This is a genomic window from Enterococcus hirae ATCC 9790 (assembly GCF_000271405.2).
GTDB classification, from domain to species: Bacteria; Bacillota; Bacilli; order Lactobacillales; family Enterococcaceae; genus Enterococcus_B; species Enterococcus_B hirae.
The window spans coordinates 2,038,531-2,058,401 of the sequence record NC_018081.1 but is presented as its reverse complement, the minus strand read 5'-3'; the positions used below and the strand labels follow the sequence as shown (position 1 = coordinate 2,058,401).

The window sequence follows — 19,871 nt, the reverse complement described above, 5'->3', positions numbered from 1 at the left end:
AGAATAGATACTTGATTTTAATTTTTTTTAACTATCCAGTTGGTTTTCACCATTCATGATTTTTTTTAAGTATCGACCAGTATAACTCTCTTTCACCTCAATGATTTCTTCAGGTGTACCAGTGGCTAAAATCGTACCGCCACCTTCCCCGCCTTCTGGTCCAAGATCAATAATATGATCAGCGGTTTTAATAACATCAAGGTTATGCTCGATCACTAATACCGTATTCCCTGCATCTACTAAACGTTGCAAGACATCAAGTAGCCGGGCAATATCATCTGTATGCAAACCAGTCGTTGGTTCATCTAAAATATAAAAGTTCTTACCATTCGCTATTTTGTGTAATTCACTAGCGAGTTTCATCCGCTGTGCTTCCCCACCAGATAATGTTGTAGCTGGTTGCCCCATCGTAACGTAGCCTAGACCAACATCGACAATGGTTTGAAGTTTTCGATGAATCTTAGGGATTGGTTGGAAAAATTCAACGGCATCTTCAACCGTCATTTCTAAAATATCTGCAATACTTTTCCCTTTATAATGAACTTCTAGCGTTTCAGAATTATATCGCTTCCCATGACAAACTTCACAAGGAACGTAAACATCAGGTAGAAAGTGCATTTCAATCTTAATAATTCCATCGCCTCGGCAGGCTTCACAACGTCCACCTTTAACGTTGAAACTAAAACGGCCTTTTTTATACCCACGCATTTTAGCTTCATTTGTTTGTGCAAATAAATCTCTAATATCATCAAATACACTAGTATATGTCGCAGGATTGCTTCGTGGTGTGCGCCCAATCGGACTTTGATCGATATCAATGATTTTTTCAATACTTTCATAACCGGAAATTGATTTGAATTTACCAGGTTTTGCTGAATTACGATTGATTTTTTGTGCAAGAGCTCGTTTTAGGATACTATTGACCAATGTACTCTTACCTGAACCGGACACACCAGTCACCGCAACAAATTCACCTAAAGGAAATTCCACTGAAATATTTTTCAAATTATTTTCCGTTGCCCCAGTGATTTTGATAGCTTGTCCATTCCCTTTTCGGCGTTCAGTTGGAACTGGGATACTCTTTTTACCGGATAGATATTGTCCAGTTAAAGAATCTTCATCAGCAGCAACTTCTGCTGGCGTGCCAGCTGAAACGATTTCTCCTCCTTGATGCCCCGCACCAGGACCCACATCAATCAAATAATCTGCCGCACGCATCGTATCTTCATCATGCTCGACCACGACCAGGGTGTTCCCTAGATCACGCATTTTCTTCAATGAACCGATCAAACGGTCGTTATCTCTTTGATGGAGTCCGATAGAAGGCTCATCTAAAATATAAAGAACCCCTGAGAGATTCGAGCCAATTTGAGTGGCCAAACGGATCCGCTGTGCTTCTCCTCCTGAAAGAGTTCCTGACGCACGACTCAGCGTTAAATAATCGAGACCAACATTTTCTAAAAATGAAAGTCGATCATTCACTTCTTTTAAAATCGGTTTAGCTATTACTTTTTCTTGGTCTGAAAGGGTCAAATTTGAAAAGAAGTTGACCGCTTTTTGGATAGACAACTCGTTCGTTTGTCCAATATTCGTTCCATTGATTTGAACGGATAAAGCTTGAGGATTCAAACGATACCCATGACAAGTTTGGCAAGTCAATTCAGTCATATATTGTCTCATTTGCTCTCTTGTGAAATCACTGTTCGTATCATGGTACCGACGCTTAATGTTTTTCAATACCCCTTCAAAAGTTGTTTCAACATCACGAACACCACCGAAATCATTCTCATAGTGGAAATGGAACAGCTCGTCTGTCCCATTGAGCACGATTTCTTGATGTTCAAGTGGCAACTCTTCAAAAGGCGTCTCCATATCAATCCCATAACTTTCACAGGCTTGAGCTAGCATCTGAGGATAGTATTGTGAACTGATTGGATTCCAAGGGACGATCGCTCCTTGACTCAACGTCTTCGTACGATCAGGTATCACTAAATCTTGGTCCACTTCTAATTTGACACCAAGACCATCACAATCAGGACACGCACCAAATGGCGCATTGAAAGAAAACAGTCTTGGTTCCAATTCACCAACAGTAAAGCCACAATAAGGACAAGCGTAATGCTCGCTAAACAGCATTTCCTCTTCTCCGATGACATCAATCAAAACATAGCCTTCTGCTAAACGCAAGGCAGCTTCGATTGAATCAAACAAACGTGAACGGATTCCTTCTTTTATGATGACACGGTCTATGACAATTGCGATATCATGCTTTTTATTTTTTTCTAATTCTGGTACTTCACTTAAGTCATAGATTTCTCCATCCACTCGAACACGTACGTATCCTTCTTTTTGAATACGTTCAAAAACTTTTTTATGTTGGCCTTTTTTCTTGACAATGATCGGCGCAAGAACTTGAATTTTAGTTCGTTCAGGTAATTCTAAAACTTTATCAGCCATTTGATCAATAGATTGGCTGGTGATCTCAATGTGATCATTCGGACAGATAGGATGCCCCACACGTGCAAACAGCAATCGGAGATAATCATTGATTTCTGTGACAGTTCCTACTGTTGAACGAGGGTTTTTACTAGTTGTTTTTTGATCAATTGAAATTGCTGGACTTAGCCCATCAATACTATCAACATCCGGTTTATCCATTTGCCCTAAAAATTGCCGTGCATAAGCAGAAAGACTTTCGACATATCTTCTTTGTCCTTCTGCATATAATGTATCGAATGCTAACGAACTTTTCCCAGAACCAGATAATCCAGTGACCACCACAAATTTATCTCGCGGAATTGTCACATTGATGTTTTTTAAATTGTGGGCTCTTGCACCATGGATAATTATTTTATCATTTGCCATATAATCCCCCTACTCTGACGCCTTTAGTTCAAGAATCATATCCCGTACATTTGCGGCTGTCTCGAAATCTAATGCTTTAGCAGCATCTTTCATTTCTTTTTCTAATTTCATTAATAATGTAGCTTTTTCTTCTCTTGTCATTTCTTCATAGGATACTTGAACCGTTTCTTTTGCATCATCTTCGGATTCTTTCGTGATGGAAATCAAATCACGGATCTCTTTGATGATCGTTTTCGGCACGATACCATGCTCTTGATTATATTGTTCTTGGATACTACGTCGTCTAGAAGTTTCATCGATAGCCTTGCGCATCGAATCAGTCACTTTGTCCGCATACATAATCACTTTTCCTTCTGCATTCCGTGCTGCACGTCCAATCGTCTGTACTAAAGAACGTTCGCTCCGTAAAAAGCCTTCTTTATCTGCATCCAAAATCGCTACTAGCGAAACTTCCGGTACATCAAGTCCTTCACGTAACAAGTTGATTCCTACAAGTACATCGAATTCACCTAAACGAAGATCACGAATGATTTCGGTACGTTCTAATGTTTTGATATCACTATGCAGATATTTGACTTTGATTCCTAATTCTTTAAAATAATCAGTCAAATCTTCAGACATTTTCTTTGTCAATGTAGTTACAAACACGCGCTGATCTTTTTCAACTCGTTCATTGATTTCTCCTACCAGATCATCAATTTGCCCCATGATCGGCCGCACTTCGATGATTGGATCTAGTAGTCCAGTTGGTCGGATGATCTGTTGAATCACTGTATCCGTTTGTTCATACTCATATGGACCAGGCGTAGCAGATACATAAACGATTTGATTCACGTGCTTTTCAAACTCTTCTAATCGTAACGGACGATTGTCTAATGCCGATGGTAAACGAAAACCATAATCGACTAACATCTGTTTTCTTGCGCGGTCACCATTGTACATTCCCCGAATTTGCGGCATTGTCACATGCGATTCATCAATAATCATTAATGAATCTTCGGGAAAGAAATCAAGTAATGTGTATGGTGGCTCACCTTCTTTTCGACCATCCATGTGTCGCGAATAATTTTCGATTCCAGATGTATAACCCATCTCTAACATCATTTCAATATCATAGTTCGTTCGTTGTTCTAGCCGTTGAGCCTCTAACAATTTATTCTCATTCCGCAAAACTGTCAAACGTTGTTCCAGTTCCGCTTTGATATTTGCAACCGCATGTTCCATGTGTTCATCATTTGTGACAAAGTGAGTCGCTGGAAATATCGCCACATGCTCAGTTTCTCCCAAGACCTCACCAGTCAACGCATTGACTTCACGAATCCTTTCGACCTCATCACCAAAAAATTCAACACGCAACGCACGTTCATCTCGACTGGCTGGAAAAATCTCCACAACGTCCCCACGTACTCGAAAACGACCACGTTGAAAATCAATATCGTTGCGCTCAAATTGGATACTAACTAAATCACGAATCAATTGATTACGATCAAGCTCAGCTCCTTGTCTAATTGAAACGACTTGTTTTTGATACTCAAAAGGTGAACCCAAACCAAAGATGCAAGAAACAGAAGCAATCACGATCACGTCATTTCGTTCTAATAACGAACTGGTTGCCGAATGTCGTAACTTATCAATTTCATCATTGACACTAGAATCCTTTTCAATGTAAGTATCACTTGAAGGGACATAAGCTTCAGGTTGATAATAATCGTAATAAGATACAAAATATTCAACTGCATTATTGGGGAAAAATTCTTTGAACTCCCCATATAATTGTCCAGCTAATGTTTTATTGTGAGCAATAATCAATGTTGGCTTATTCACTTTTTCAATCAAATTCGAAACGGTATACGTCTTCCCTGTACCAGTTGCTCCTAAAAGTATCTGAGCTTTCTTTCCACCAACTACCCCATCAACTAACTGTGTAATGGCTTCGGGTTGATCTCCTGCTGGTTGATATTTTGACACCAACTCAAAGTGTCGGGAGGTATCTCTTTCTATCATATTTCATCCTCCTTTTCATTCTTTCCTCTTCATTTTACGACCACAAAAAAGAAAAGGAAAGCAAAGGCATTCCTTGTTGATTTATTATACCACACCGAACATACTTTCGCTACTTTTGATTTTTTTCTTTTCTACTATATTATATAAATTCATACATGTATTATGTAGTAAATTAGGCAGCAAAATTATATATCAATAAGGTCCCTTAAGTAATTATTTATCTTACGTTAGATTCCTCTCTACATTTATTATGTTACATTTTATAACATAGATTGTTACAAAATGACATTTTTTTATTTTTTTCAGCAACTCAGCTTGTATCTATTATTAGTTTTCGCATATAATAGGAAAATATGAAAAGTTATTGAAATTTTAGGAGGTTAATTATGAAAAAAAAGCATTTGCTTCATACGATTATTTTCATAATGACAGGACTTGTCACATTTGCGCTTAGCAATCCTGTACAAGCTGACGATAAAACTACTGCTGACTCAAGTACGAGCGAGACGATGCAAAAAATAGAACCTAAGAAAGAGACGTATGTCATTGCCAGCGATTCAGCTTTTGCACCTTTCGAGTTTCAAAACGCTGAAGGCAAATACGAGGGAATTGATGTTGGATTAATGGAGGCAATCTCCAAACTGCAAGGATTTAACCTACGTATGGATTATCGTGGTTTCTCTGCTGCGCTACAAGCGTTAGAATCTGGTCAAGCAGACGGAATGATCGCAGGAATGACTGTGACCGATGAACGAAAAAAAGCTATGATTTCTCAGATCCTTATTTTGAAAGCGGGATTCAAATCGCTGTCAAAAAAAGGAGACAATTCAATCAAGTCCTATGAAGACCTAAAAGGAAAAACAGTAGGTGCCAAAGTTGGAACTGAAAGTGCTGATTTTTTAAATGCCCACGAAGACCAGTACGGCTATACCATCAAGTACTTCGATTCTGCAGATCAGTTATATGACGGATTGAGAGTTGGAGCAATTGACGCCATGATGGACGACTACCCTGTTATCGGCTATGCAATTAAAAACAATCAACAATTAGAAACACCGATTGCTAAAGAATCTGGTGGTAAATACGCTTTTGCTGTGAAAAAAGGCCAAAATCCTGAACTATTACAAATGTTCAACGAAGGTCTAAAAGAATTAAAACGAACTGGCGAATACGATAAAATCATCAACAAATATATCTCAACAGATAATACGCCTACTAAAGCCAGCAAAGATGAATCTACACTAACTGGTCTATTACAAAACAACTACAAAGTTTTACTAAAAGGTTTATGGCAAACGATCTTATTAACTTTAATTTCATTCGCCTTGGCATTAGTTGTTGGTGTTATCTTTGGTTTATTCAGCGTAGCGCCAATCAGAGCCCTACGAACAATTGCAAGTATTTATGTCGATGTCATCCGCGGTATTCCAATGATGGTTCTTGCATTCTTCATCTTCTTTGGATTACCAGGTATCGTCGGATTTACTATTCCCGACTTCATTGCCGGGATTATCACACTAACTTTGAACGCCAGCGCTTATATCGCAGAAATCGTTCGTGGTGGGATCAAAGCTGTGCCAGTTGGTCAAATGGAAGCTTCTCGCAGTTTAGGACTTTCATATAATCGAACCATGCAAAAAATCATCTTACCACAAGCAATCAAGATCATGTTGCCATCTTTCGTGAACCAATTCGTTATTTCATTGAAAGATACAACAATCATCTCAGCGATCGGTGTGGTAGAGTTACTGCAAACTGGTAAAATTATCGTTGCACGTACGACACAAAGTACGTACGTCTATCTAATTATTGCTATCATGTATTTGATCCTCATTACTATTCTGACAAAATTAGCAAAAGTTTTAGAAAAGAAGGTGAAATAAGATGGCTGAAAAAATTCTAGTTGAACATCTTGTAAAAAAATACGGTGAAAATACCGTTTTAAATGATATCAATGTTTCAATCAACGAAGGTGACGTTGTTTGTATCATCGGTCCTTCCGGTTCAGGAAAAAGTACCTTCCTACGTTGTTTAAACCGTTTAGAAGAGCCTTCAGACGGCGAAATCATCATTGATGGGGCCCACTTAATGGACAAAAACACTGATATCAATTTGGTAAGACAACACATCGGAATGGTATTCCAACATTTTAATTTATTCCCACATCTTTCAGTGCTAGAAAACATTACATTAGCACCAATGGATTTGAAAAAAGAATCAAAAGAAGCCGCTGAAAAGAAAGCAATCAAATTGCTACAAACCGTCGGCCTTGAAGATAAAAAAGACATGTATCCAGAAATGCTTTCTGGTGGACAAAAGCAACGGGTCGCTATCGCTCGTGCTCTAGCGATGAATCCTGATATCATGCTCTTCGACGAACCAACTTCTGCACTAGACCCGGAAATGGTCGGAGATGTCTTGAACGTCATGAAAAAATTAGCTAAGCAAGGGATGACGATGGTTATCGTTACACACGAAATGGGCTTTGCTAAAGAAGTTGCCAATCGTGTCATGTTTATTGATGGAGGGAATTTCCTAGAAGATGGCACACCACAACAAATCTTTGAAAATCCACAAAATGAACGAACAAAAGATTTCCTAGATAAAGTACTAGATATTTAACCTTAAGATGATGAAATTGTTAAAGACCGTTGCAAAAGGATGCCTATCCCTTGCAACGGTCTTTATTTTAAAGGCATTTATAAAATCGACCAGAAATAACACTTACTTCCTTTTTGTCCTCTTCTTTCGTCCCTGCTTTAATTATTTGTTTGCCACTTTCTCCTGTCTAAATAAAAAAAGCAAATCAATAAGAGGCTGGCGATTTTCCAGCAATTAGATGTTGGTCTAACTGCCAGAGATGCTAGCTGAATTTATTGATTTGCTTTTCTTTTATTTTCTTTTCTTACCGCCAAAGGCATCTTTCACTTTATCAAAGAAGCCATCTTCTTGTTGTTCTTCTACTTTGATGCCGCCAGCTTCAGCAAAAGCACGCAATGCTTCACGTTGCTGTTCATTTAAGTTCTTCGGCGTGATCAACTTCACTTTCACATGTTGATCCCCAGTAGCTCCTCCACGAAGTTTAGGCGCTCCTTTGCCACGTAAACGGAAATTCGTTCCTGTTTGCGTACCTGCCGGAATTTTAAGTTTGACATCTCCATGAACGGTTGGCACTTTTACTTCATCACCTAAAGCAGCTTGTACAAAACTCAATGGCAATTCGTAATAGATCTCTGAACCATCACGATCGAAAATATCACTTTCTTCCACACGGAATACAACATATAGATCACCAAATGGTCCGCCGTTTTCTCCAGCTTCACCTTGACCTGCCAGACGCATTTGTTGTCCTTCTTCTACACCTGCTGGTACATTCACCTTAACAGAATGTGCTTTCTTTTCGTGACCAGAACCATGACAAGTCGGACAAGGATCTTTGATTTCTTTACCAGTACCATGACAAACGTCACAAGTTTGACGACTCATCACACGGCCAAGTGGCGTTTGACGTTCCACATTGATTGTCCCTGATCCATGACACTTATGACAAGTTGTTGGTTGTGTTCCAGGTTTCGCACCATTTCCATGGCAAGTATGACAAATTTCTTCTCGGTTATACTTGATTTCTTTTTCTACGCCAAAAATCGCTTCTTCAAAAGAAAGATCGATCGTATACTGTAAATCCGCACCCTGTCTTGGCGCATTAGGGTCTACCGTACGACCGCCACCGCCAAAGAATGAATCAAAGATATCTTCGAAGCCACCAAAACCGCCACCTGAAAAGCCGCCAAAACCACCAAAGCCGCCACCGGCTCCACCAGCGCCATAGTTTGGATCGGAACCTGCGTGTCCATATTGATCATAAGCTGCCCGTTTTTGCGGGTCACTTAAAATTTCATAAGCTTCTGATACTTCTTTGAATTTTTCTTCTGCATCAGCTTCTTTATTGATATCTGGATGATATTTTTTTGATAGCTTTCGATAAGCTTTTTTAATTTCATCTTCAGAAGCTCCTTTTGAGAGCCCTAAGACTTCATAATAATCACGTTTTGTTGCCATAGGCTTTCCTCCTATTGGTTCTCATCATTTCCACGTCGCTTGTTATCATATCATACTTTTACGAAAACAAAAACTGCTACTTTCAAGTATTTAAAAAAGGAAGCTAGTTTAAGGCTCATACCTAAGTCAAGTTTTCCAAATTGAAGAAAGAATGTTCCTCAAATCTTATCTTATGACCAGATCGAACTACCTCAAAGCAACAGCTATTGTCCAAGAAATTCTCCCATTGTTCTTATGACTTCTGTTATTCAACAGGCATAATCATGCACATCAAATCTCCAAACAATAAGGTCTCTATTTTGCGCATCATTCTTGAAAGTGAACGCCTACTAACCTTTTAGACCACGCTAAATTTAGAACTATCGGAAAATAATCCGAAGAATCTCGAAAATATGAGAATCTATTTTCGCATTCTTCGGATTATTTCTTAGAGCTGATCTCTTTTGCTAAACCTTCTTTCAAGCATTGGCACTAAAAACGAATGGTAAAGTAAATTGTTGTATAAACTTCGATTCACTCGTCTTTTAGATCCTGCTTAATATTGTTTAACAACGTATTCAAAAGGTTGTATTGTATGATAACAGTCCCAGCTAGAGAAGGGGAAAACCTTCTCTACTGAAACTTGTCATTTCTACTAAACAGCTAACGATTATTTAATGAGATTATTTTTTGTCGTCTCCGTCGACTTCTTCAAAGTCAGCGTCTACTACATCATCTGCACCTGTTTGCGCTGCTTCTGGATTTTCTTGTGCTTGTTGTTGCGCAGCTTGTTCATACAATTTAACTGTCAAATTTTGCACGATTTCATTCAATGCATCACGTTTTGTTTTCATTTCTTCGATATTGTTTGCTTCAACAGCAGCTTTCAATTCATCGCGAGCTTCTTCCGCTTTTTTCACTTCTTCTGCGTCAACTTTACCTTCTAATTCTTTTAGTGTTTTGTCAACTGAGAATAGTAAAGCATCAATATCGTTACGTAAATCCACTTCTTCTTTACGTGCTTTATCTGCTTCTGCATTCGCTTCTGCATCTTTTACCATGCGTTCGATTTCATCATCAGTTAGACCTGAAGAAGATTTAATCGTGATTTTTTGTTCTTTTTGTGTACCTAGGTCTTTAGCAGAAACATTCACGATACCATTTTTATCAATGTCAAAAGTAACTTCGATTTGTGGCACACCACGTGGTGCTGCAGGAATATCTGTTAATTGGAATCTTCCTAACGTTTTGTTATCAGCAGCCATCGGACGTTCACCTTGCAAGACATGGATATCTACAGCAGGTTGATTATCTGCAGCCGTTGAGAACACTTGTGATTTACTTGTAGGGATCGTTGTGTTTCGATCAATTAATTTAGTAAAGACGCCACCCATTGTTTCAATACCTAATGATAACGGAGTAACATCAAGTAACACAACGTCTTTGACATCACCTGTGATAACCCCACCTTGGATAGCAGCACCCATCGCTACTACTTCATCTGGGTTTACAGATTTGTTTGGTTCTTTTCCAGTTTCTTTTCTTACTGCTTCAACAACTGCAGGAATACGTGTTGAACCACCAACTAAGATAACTTCATCAATTTCAGATTGTGATAAACCAGCATCTTTCAAGGCTTGTCGTACTGGAATTTTTGTACGCTCTACTAAATCAGCGGTTAATTCATCAAATTTCGCACGAGTCAATGTCATTTCTAAGTGAAGAGGACCTGCTTCGCCAGCTGTGATGAACGGTAAGCTGATTTGTGTGCTTGATACTCCAGATAAATCTTTTTTCGCTTTTTCTGCAGCATCTTTCAAACGTTGCAATGCCATTTTATCTTGTGATAAATCAATGCCGTTTTCTTTTTTGAACTCAGCTACCATGTGATCAATGATTTTGTTATCGAAGTCATCCCCACCTAGATGGTTATCTCCAGCTGTTGATAGTACGTCAAATACGCCATCACCTAATTCAAGGATAGATACGTCGAACGTACCACCACCAAGGTCAAATACTAGGATTTTTTCATCACGATCTGTTTTATCCAAGCCATAAGCAAGCGCTGCAGCAGTTGGTTCATTTACAATACGTTCAACTTCTAAGCCAGCAATTTTACCAGCATCTTTTGTTGCTTGACGTTGTGCATCATTGAAGTAAGCAGGCACAGTAATAACTGCTTTTTCAACTTTTTCACCTAGATAGTCTTCAGCGAATCCTTTGATATATTGAAGGATCATTGCAGAGATTTCTTGTGGTGTATATGATTTCCCTTCTACTTCTACTTTATAGCCTGGTTCACCGATATGGCGTTTGATCGATGAAATCGTATTTGGATTCGTTACTGCTTGACGTTTAGCAACTTCACCCACTTGAATTTCCCCATTTTTAAATGAGACAACAGAAGGAGTTGTACGGTTACCTTCTGGATTTGCAATAATTTTTGCTTCGTTTCCTTCTAAAACAGCTACTGCTGAATTGGTTGTACCTAAGTCAATACCGATAATTTTACTCATAATTAACGTCTCCTTATCTTAGTTAATTTTATATCATGACATTATTGCGCAACAATAACCATTGTTGGTCTTAATACGCGGTCATGTAATTTGTAACCTTCTTGTAGTACTTCGACGATTGTGTCAGCTGGAAGTTCCTCAGTCGCTGGCACGGTTTGTACAGCTTGATGGAGGTTCGGATCAAAAGCCTCTCCTTTTGCTGGGATTTTTTCGATTCCTTCTTCTTTAAGTGCTTGTTTCAAGCTTTCTAGTACCATTTCAACACCTTTTTTCAAACTTGCACCCTGATCATCAGCCACATCTGTAGCCAAAGCACGCTCTAAGTTATCAATTGAAGGTAATAATTTTTTAGCAAGATCTTGTGAACGATATTTTTGTAATTGTTCACGCTCATTTTTACTTCGATTTGCAATATTTGCAATCTCAGCTCGAGCACGTAAATATTTATCTTCCAACTCTTCCATTTCAGCCTTTAAATTTAAACGCTCAAATTCTTCAGCTTCTACGTCAGAGACACCTGAGTCTTCCGTCGCTTCCGTATCGATTTCCGTATCTTCTTGAATATCCGCTACGTCTTTTTCTAACTCTTCTTTTTTTCTTTCACAAGACACACTCCTTTTCGTTAATCAGTCAGTGATTCGTTTTCATGCTAAGATCCAGTCAAATCAATTGATCGATAATAATCAGCAAGCTTGTTCGCTAATTCTTGACGATAGACATCTACCAGACCCAGCATTTTTGAATAAGGCATACTGGTTGGTCCCAACAAGGCTATTGTACCTCGACCGTGTCCAGCAATCTCGTAACTTGCTTGGATCATGCTCATATTTTGTAAAAGCTCATTTCCTAATTCAGATCCAATTTTGATGTGGATGTTACTATCCGTTGGGACGATCATTTGGGTTAATTCATAAGTATCTGTCATAAACGAAAACATCGATTTGAATTGCTCCAGATCTTGGTGGAGTTCATAATCTAGTAGATTCATTTGCCCACTTACATAAATTTTGTCTTCAAACGCATGTCCGAGTATCGTATCAAAAAGATTTGATATCCCTTCAGTTGTCTGAAAATATCTATGCAAAATCATTGGAATCTCTGTCCGCAATTTATGATAGACAGTCATCAATGGATCTCCCACCAATCGTTCATTGACAATGCGAACAATTTTTTCTAAATCTTGGCTTCCTAGATTTTCAGGAAGTGTAAAAACTTGGCTTTCTACATTTCCTTTATCGGTTACTACAATCGCAATCACTTGACGACTATTTAAAGGAACAATACGAAAACCAGTCAAACGGCGGTCTTTAATTTCTGGGCCTAACGAGAAGGTTGTGTAACTAGTTAGCTCGGATAAAATCTCAGCAGATTGTTGAATAATCTCGTTAATTTCATGAAATTCTTTGCTTAAAGACAGCCGAATCTGCTGCAGATCATCATTGGTTACACGAGCAGGTTTTAGCAAATGATCCACATAATGCCGATAACCTAATGCTGAAGGAATCCTTCCTGATGAAGAATGAGTTTTAAGTAACAACCCAGCATCTTCTAAGGCTTTCATGTCATTACGGATCGTTGCTGAGCTTGCCTTGACTCCATCTTCCATTAAGGTTTTGGAGCCAACGGGTATACCGCTACTCGTATAGTTTTGGATGATCAGACGTAAAATCTCACTTTGTCTTTGTGTTAACATCTTCTTCACCTCTCATTAGCACTCATATCTTCTAAGTGCTAACCCACTTACTAATATAGCAAGAAGCGCATAGTGTGTCAAGAAAAAGAACACCACTTTTAGCACTCTCATTTAACGAGTGCTAAAAGCGGCATTCTCTGATAAATACATTGATAGATCAACACGAAAGATAAATAGGTTTCTTAATACCTTCCATTATTTAATCGATCTATAAAGAAATTTAAAGGTTTTATTGACCTCTCACAACTATTTTTCAAGCAAGAAACGTTCAAATACTTCATTTCCTAGAAAAGTTCCTTTTGGCGTTAAATAAATTCGATCGGATTCATTGACCAATAATCCTTCTTTTTCTAAATCTGTCAAAACCTTTGAATAAAGCGATTCGATTGTTTGCTGATAACGTTCGTAAAAATGTTGTTTGGAAATTCCTATCTTTTTCCTTAACCCAAGAAACATTTCTTCCTCGATTTGATTTTCTCTTAAAAGTACTTCAGTTTCCAAAACAGGGAGTTCTCCTGCTCTTAATGGACGTAAATAATGTTGAATCGGTCCCTTATTACGGTATCGTTTATTCCCAAGATATCCACTTGCACCTGCGCCAAAGCCGAAATAATGATCATTGTTCCAATACATCAAATTGTGTTTTGATTCATGCCCCTCCAACCCAAAATTACTGATCTCATATTGATGACGTCCCTTTTTTTCCATTGCTTGTATGGTTTCTTCAAACATCCGCGTTTCGGTTTCTTGGTCAGGCAGTTCTAAACGCCCTTGCCGCACCCAATTCATAAACATCGTTTTATTTTCTAAAATCAATGAATACAATGAATAATGGGGCAAATCAAGTGCAAGTGCTTGATTCAATGTCTCTCGATAGCCCTCTAACGTTTGTCCAGGTAACGCATAAATCAGATCAATACTCACATTCGTAAAGTTTTCTTCTTCTAAAAAACGCATTGTTTGGTAAACATCCTCTGCGGTATGTTTCCGCCCAATTTTTTTCAGCAACCGATTATCAAAAGTTTGCACCCCCATTGATAAACGATTCACTCCATAATTTTTCATCACCTGAAGCTTTTCTTTCGTTAGATCTCCAGGATTCGCTTCAACCGTAAATTCTTTTCCTTCTTTAAAAGGCAATATTTCCCTAGCGCCTGCTAACAAACGATCCAATTGCACTGCAGTCAAAGACGTAGGTGTCCCACCACCAACATACAGTGTTTCTAATTCTTTTACAGGATGTTGTTTAAGTGTGATTTCCATTTCTTTTAGAAGCATCTCGACATATTCATCTACGGGTTGACCTTCTAAAAATACTTTATTAAAGTCACAGTAATAACAGATATGCTCACAAAACGGGATATGGATATACGCAGAAACCTTTTGTTCTGCGGGATTGGTTGTTTCATTCATTAAACTAAATTCTCCTTACGTCGAAAAGTCGTACCTGTTTTCGACCTTCTTTAAACGGTGTTCAAGCGATTGCTTCTACGGAATTAAGTTCAAAAAATTCAAAAATATGGAAAGCTATTTTCGATTTTTCGCTCTTAATTCTTGAAGCAAACCATCGCTTTCACAACCTCTCATATACGCATACTAACCGTATTTTCCAAACAAATCCACTAAAAAATCCAAGAATCGACTTCTTGGACTAGTTTTTCTTTGGTTGTATTGGTTACTTGGTTATAAATTTCTAAAGTTGTTTTCATGTTGGAATGACCCACTCGCTCCATGATCGCTTTAATTAGAACGCCTGCTTCTGCCAATAAAGAGATATGAGTTTAATGGTAAAGACAGTAAGGTCTATACAGTGGCTAATCAAAAAAGACCTAAAAAATGGTAATTCAACAAGCATCTCCTCAATTGCTGAACTTATTAGCTATTTCATTCTGTCTTTTATGTTGTATGTACGTTTTAAATCTAATTCTTTTAATCATTCTTTTCTTTAGGTTTATCCATTTGAAAAACTCTGCATCACTTGATACAACCTCTGGGGGTTTACACACTTTTTTATAGACTACCTTTCAAAAGTTGACTCTCGTTTAGTTCTTGAAAATTCTTCGTTATTTTTTATAGCAGTATTTGTTAGTTTTTCTGAGAGAGTAGGTTTCATTGACTGGCCTCTTTTATTTCTTCTGTTATTAGATTGTTCAAAGTTATTAATGAGTTTATTGTATTCATCAGTATACTTTGTTGCTAACGAGGGGCTTAATTTTCCTTTTTTTACAAGCAACTCTATACAATTTTTCTCATTAATTATTGCATATTGAATATTCGTTTTTTCACACTTTAATGTTGGAAGGATGATATTCTCAAAAATATTAAGATTTTTTTCTGTCTGCTGAATATCACTAGGAGACATTTTCTTATTCGAGCGTAACTGTAAATGGAACTCATTAATTTGTTCACGTAAATATTTTATATTTTTAGTTGCCATGTTGAAATTGTTTGAAAGATCTTCAAATCTTATTGCTATAGATTCTTCTTGTGGAGAAAGAGTAGGTAGCGCTGTTGTAGGTTTATTCGTTATTTCAGGCATACTTATCGTTGTTTTATAAGTGCTACCCAAATGGGTTCCTTTTGATTTTGTAGACTCTTGTGAAAAAATAGTAGGACTTTCTGTTTCAAGAGAATGCACTGCAGGGGTTCTCAGGTAGTTTATCTCATTTTTTAGGAATCTTGTTAGCTTTCTACAATTGGCTAAAAAACTATTGGCCTCCCTTTTTTGTTTTTAGATTGTCTAAGTCCATTATGTAACGAAACTCATATTCTTCTACTTCTGTTCTATTCTCTATTCCATCATTTTTTAAATATTTTTCAAGCGATTCCATCTTCTGTTCTGTCTTATTCACAAAAGTTTTTAAATCATTCCTCACAAGACGTAATTCTTTGCATAATTCTTCAGACTGCTCACGGTATGATTTTAATTGATTAATTTCTGCAGGTTTTTCAGTAATGTATCCGTTTAAGAGTTTGATAAATTCTGATTCTTTTTCCACTAGTTGATAAATTGCTCCGTCATGAGCTTTTTGATCCTCGAGATGCTTTGAAAATTCTACATCAATTTCTTGTGATTGTTTAGATTTTTGAGCTGAATAGGGGTTTGGATCATCGACTTGCATTTCGTCTAATAGTCTTGAGGTTTGGTCAGTGTTCATCACATTATTGTGTTTCGAGTGTCGAACTTTGTGTGGATGAATTTCATCATTTTTTTTAGATTTTTTAGATTTTTTTTAGATATTTGAGCTGAATAGGGGTGTCTTGGATCATCTCTTTGCATTTCGTCTAGTAGTCTTGAGGTTTGGTCAGCGTTCATCCCATTGTTGTGTTTCGAGTGTTGAACTTCGTGTGGATGAATGTCATCAGGTAAAAAATTAATTCTACCCAAGTTTTCTACATACGGATTTCGTTCTAATTCCCTTCCTTGATTTTGGTGTCCTAAACTACGTGCTTCATTTGCTATGCTCGCCACACCAAGAGCAGCAGTAATCAGTTTACCTATTCTCATATAGTATCCATCTCCTTTTCATTTAATGCTTTTTACTTATCCTATGGAAAGTAAAAAGCTAGACAAAAAACACAACAACTATAAAAACTACCCAAACAAGGAGAGAGTTTTCTAGCCGTCGCAAATGTAAAGTACCACAACGACTCTTTAATGTTCATAAAAGTTTCATTTGGATTTGAGTCATTATTTTAAACACATTTTAGTAGTCACAGTCATATCTTAATCGTAGATATGACTTCATTGTTCAAACCATTTTTATCCACATCAACTAATTTTTGTTATTTAATGCTTATCCCATTAACTATGTACTTCATCATTTCTTTTGTTTTTTGGCCAACAATTGTTTAACCAATCAGCGATAATTCTGTTGTCTTTTTTTCATGATTTTATGTAACAATTTCTTTATTGCTTATGATTATAACGATGTTTTTTTTAAATGGCTTACGATTATTTCATATCCCCAAGCAATGAGAACAAGTATTACAATTCTCATATAAATAGGAAAACAATAAATAATAAATATGTTAATCAATTCAAAAATCACTAGTAATATTAAATAATGAACAAATAGCCATATTTTAGATAAATAATTCATATAAAACACCATCCAATCAAGATTTCTTTACTTTATTGGCTGCGTACACTTATGATTACTCAACAATCAATATTCGAACCCCATTTTCATCCTGGTTGTTTATTTACAAGAATAATCATTCCTTTACTTGTATGAATAGTAGTTCCGATAGAACCATTAATAGCTTGAGCTATCCTAAACCTACATAATGTACAATCGTTGCAAGCCCAACAGTTTTTGCAGTAGTCGCAATATAAGAGTTCAAATAAATATCTTTTGTTTCGTTATTGAAATTAAATACTTTATTTACCCTAGCCTTAAGTAGCTCTTTTCTTCTTTGTAATGCTATTTCGCTAGCAGTAAAAATTGTATATGGATCAATTTCTTATCGTTTCAAAATAGTGATTAAATCGTCAATATTTAAATTAAATAATTGCCTGAATCCTTCAGTAAGCTTTTATTCAGTAATAGTTCTGTCTATTGATTGATTCAACGAAATTTTTGTATTTTCATTAGCAAATACATTTGATCCTATCGAGATTGATGGAGTAATAGAGACAACCAAATCAGATGTAAGTAATACTAATTTTCATTTAAAAATATGTATCCTCCCAATTATTTTATTTGTCTTATATGACGATACAACTGTAAACTAATAACGATGTTATTAGTTTACCTCGTCATAAAAAACGTTTTTAAAGTCATAACTGTTTGAATTTTTTAAATAAAAGAACTAATTTTAGTCAGCCAGTTACAGTAATGAACAGATATGCTCACAAAACGGGATATGGATTTACGCAGAAACCTTTTGTTCTGCGGGATTGGTTGTTTCATTGATTTTTGTTCCCCTTAATCTTATTTTATTTTGTTTCTTTCTTATGTTATAAAGCAACTTTAATTTTTCTTATTTGACTAAATAACTTTAACTTCCATCGATTCTAATATACTTACGTTTTCACGGATAAAAAGTTTTTGTTTTTCTCCTTTTTCTTGATCTTTTTTCAGTTCACAATCCCTCTTGGTTTCTTATTTTTAAGCAAAAAAATAGACCTAATTATACTTGAAATTTCAAGAAAATAACTAGGTCTATATGCTATATATAGTTGAGACAGCACAGTTTATGTGGTGGCTAATCCCAATAGAAATGGGGTGAGGCCTATGTTGATTTGTAACTTGCTCCCTAGAAAGGATAAGCTTGTCTGTTTTTGAAGCGCTAATGTTTGTAATAGCTTTTGCAACGTTAGGTCTGACAACCAGCAATCACAAAAACGACAAAAAATAACCGCAATTTAAACTTAGCCAGTTTGAACGGTTATTTTTTTGTAACTATTTTTAAACTGAGCCACCTTCTTAAACGGTGCTGTCAAAAGGGAACTGTTCGCGCAGTTCCATTTTTCATCTTCATTATAGCATACGCTTATTCTTCTATCCAATTTTCAAAACAAAAGAACAGTTGTTTTTTATTTTTAAGGTAATAATAACAAATCCTATAGGCTATAATCAGTTATGACAGTAAAGTTTAATGACGGTGGCTATCCAATCTGAAAGTGAGGTGGTGCTTATGCACATAATCTCAAACTTTAGAGAAAGGAGACGCCTTTTGTCTGTGGAAGCAGCGTTAGGGCTAATGATCAGTTTTGGATCTTTGATCGCAACACTGATTTTTGGCATTCTAACCTTAGCCCACAAAAACGACAAAAAGAAGTAACCGTCACTTTAGCGAGAGATTGGTTACTCCTTTTTGAGATAACTATATAACTTGCCACCGTCTTTAGCGGTGCTGTCAAAAGGGAACTGTTGACGCAGTTCCTTTTTTCATGTTTATTATAGCATACCCTTTCTCTTTTGTTCAATTGTTTCATTATTCATCATTTAATCTTTCATAAACTCATCATTTTTCACACTACAAAAACGCTTCTTACCCCGACACTTTATTTCAGTAAATTATTTCTTATTTTTCTTTACAACAACTATCTGTCCGATAATCAAAATCAACGTTACCCCAAAGCCGCTTCTTAGAAAGTCTCGATTCAGTAAATATTCGATAAAAATACCTATTAAACTGGCTACTAACGCCACAATGATAATACTAGCGTATGGATGGTTTTTCGTATACTTTTTCCAGTTTTTATACAAGAAAACTCACTCCTCTATATTATTCCGGCTATAGCTATTCCAGCATCATTATAGCTAGTTCTCGTAGGAAGCCAGCCTAACCTTTTTTAATTCTATCTTATTTTCTTGAAAATGCTGTATTAAGCGCTGATTCTAAAGTTGCTCAACGTAAATCAGAGATAATCTTATAGTATTTTTTCATGATGTTCTACCATAGTTTTTTATAGTTAATGTTTTAAAAAACGTCTTATGATTATTTCATATCCCCACCCAATGAGTATCAATATGCCTATTCGTACATAAAAAGGAAACTGATAAATAAGATATGTGTTAACTAATTCAAAAATGATTAGCAAGATTAAAAAGAAATAAATGACCAACTTTTAGTGATATACTTCATCTAATATCCCTCTCTTTACCAATTTATTCCGCGCACTCTAGCCTTAGTCTTATTCCACTCTATATCAATCCGAGGATGAGTTTGAGCTTTAAATTGAATATAACCTATTTCTAAAATGATGGTTTTACTATTTTAGAAAGGATTATGTACTGTTTATT

General features: G+C 36.6%; 14 protein-coding genes and 1 pseudogene. 3 read left to right on the top strand and 12 right to left on the bottom strand.

The window, feature by feature from the left end:
* Positions 1-27: 27 nt before the first annotated feature.
* Both uvrA and uvrB read right to left on the bottom strand, forming a co-directional pair.
* Complete coding sequence (gene uvrA / locus EHR_RS09865; RefSeq protein WP_010737739.1) at positions 28-2,865, bottom strand: excinuclease ABC subunit UvrA; 2,838 nt, start codon at positions 2,863-2,865, stop codon at positions 28-30.
* A 9-nt stretch (positions 2,866-2,874) separates the two neighbouring features.
* Positions 2,875-4,869, bottom strand: a complete 1,995-nt coding sequence (gene uvrB / locus EHR_RS09860; RefSeq protein WP_010737740.1) for an excinuclease ABC subunit UvrB — start codon at positions 4,867-4,869, stop codon at positions 2,875-2,877.
* 386 nt (positions 4,870-5,255) lie between these two features.
* Between uvrB and EHR_RS09855 the strand changes: the two genes are divergently transcribed.
* Positions 5,256-6,752, top strand: a complete 1,497-nt coding sequence (locus EHR_RS09855; protein ID WP_014834601.1) for an amino acid ABC transporter substrate-binding protein/permease — start codon at positions 5,256-5,258, stop codon at positions 6,750-6,752.
* A 1-nt stretch (position 6,753) separates the two neighbouring features.
* Positions 6,754-7,491, top strand: a complete 738-nt coding sequence (locus tag EHR_RS09850) for an amino acid ABC transporter ATP-binding protein (RefSeq protein WP_010718943.1) — start codon at positions 6,754-6,756, stop codon at positions 7,489-7,491.
* A 270-nt stretch (positions 7,492-7,761) separates the two neighbouring features.
* Here EHR_RS09850 and dnaJ read toward each other — a convergent pair whose 3' ends face one another.
* The 9 genes and pseudogenes from dnaJ to EHR_RS09810 all read right to left on the bottom strand — a co-directional run bounded on the left by dnaJ (position 7,762) and on the right by EHR_RS09810 (position 16,624).
* Positions 7,762-8,928, bottom strand: coding sequence for a molecular chaperone DnaJ (dnaJ, locus tag EHR_RS09845; protein WP_010737742.1), 1,167 nt, complete (start codon positions 8,926-8,928; stop codon positions 7,762-7,764).
* 662 nt (positions 8,929-9,590) lie between these two features.
* Positions 9,591-11,423, bottom strand: coding sequence for a molecular chaperone DnaK (dnaK, locus tag EHR_RS09840; protein ID WP_010718941.1), 1,833 nt, complete (start codon positions 11,421-11,423; stop codon positions 9,591-9,593).
* Positions 11,424-11,464: 41 nt separating this feature from the next.
* Complete coding sequence (gene grpE / locus EHR_RS09835; protein ID WP_420795278.1) at positions 11,465-11,986, bottom strand: nucleotide exchange factor GrpE; 522 nt, start codon at positions 11,984-11,986, stop codon at positions 11,465-11,467.
* Positions 11,987-12,072: 86 nt separating this feature from the next.
* Positions 12,073-13,116 (bottom strand): heat-inducible transcriptional repressor HrcA, encoded by a 1,044-nt coding sequence (gene hrcA, locus EHR_RS09830; RefSeq protein WP_010718939.1) that lies wholly within the window; start codon positions 13,114-13,116, stop codon positions 12,073-12,075.
* A gap of 246 nt (positions 13,117-13,362) precedes the next feature.
* Entirely contained in the window at positions 13,363-14,529 is a 1,167-nt protein-coding gene (hemW, locus tag EHR_RS09825) for a radical SAM family heme chaperone HemW (RefSeq protein WP_010737743.1), read from the bottom strand.
* Positions 14,530-14,738: 209 nt separating this feature from the next.
* Positions 14,739-14,897: pseudogene (locus EHR_RS14785) on the bottom strand (tyrosine-type recombinase/integrase); the annotation flags it as partial.
* A 236-nt stretch (positions 14,898-15,133) separates the two neighbouring features.
* The gene (locus tag EHR_RS09820; protein ID WP_014834599.1) at positions 15,134-15,685 is read right to left on the bottom strand and encodes a hypothetical protein; all 552 of its coding nucleotides are present in this window, start codon (positions 15,683-15,685) and stop codon (positions 15,134-15,136) included.
* 139 nt (positions 15,686-15,824) lie between these two features.
* Positions 15,825-16,238 (bottom strand): hypothetical protein, encoded by a 414-nt coding sequence (locus EHR_RS09815; protein ID WP_167537607.1) that lies wholly within the window; start codon positions 16,236-16,238, stop codon positions 15,825-15,827.
* 35 nt (positions 16,239-16,273) lie between these two features.
* Positions 16,274-16,624, bottom strand: coding sequence for a hypothetical protein (locus tag EHR_RS09810; RefSeq protein WP_010737745.1), 351 nt, complete (start codon positions 16,622-16,624; stop codon positions 16,274-16,276).
* A gap of 2,135 nt (positions 16,625-18,759) precedes the next feature.
* On the opposite strand from EHR_RS09810, the gene EHR_RS13875 reads away from it, so the two are divergent.
* A complete protein-coding gene (locus tag EHR_RS13875; protein WP_081186522.1) occupies positions 18,760-18,906 on the top strand; it encodes a putative holin-like toxin in 147 nt (48 codons plus the stop codon).
* Between the two features lie 236 nt (positions 18,907-19,142).
* Here EHR_RS13875 and EHR_RS09805 read toward each other — a convergent pair whose 3' ends face one another.
* On the bottom strand, positions 19,143-19,334 hold the full coding sequence (locus EHR_RS09805; protein WP_010718919.1) for a hypothetical protein: 192 nt from the start codon (positions 19,332-19,334) through the stop codon (positions 19,143-19,145).
* Between the last annotated feature and the right edge of the window lie 537 nt (positions 19,335-19,871).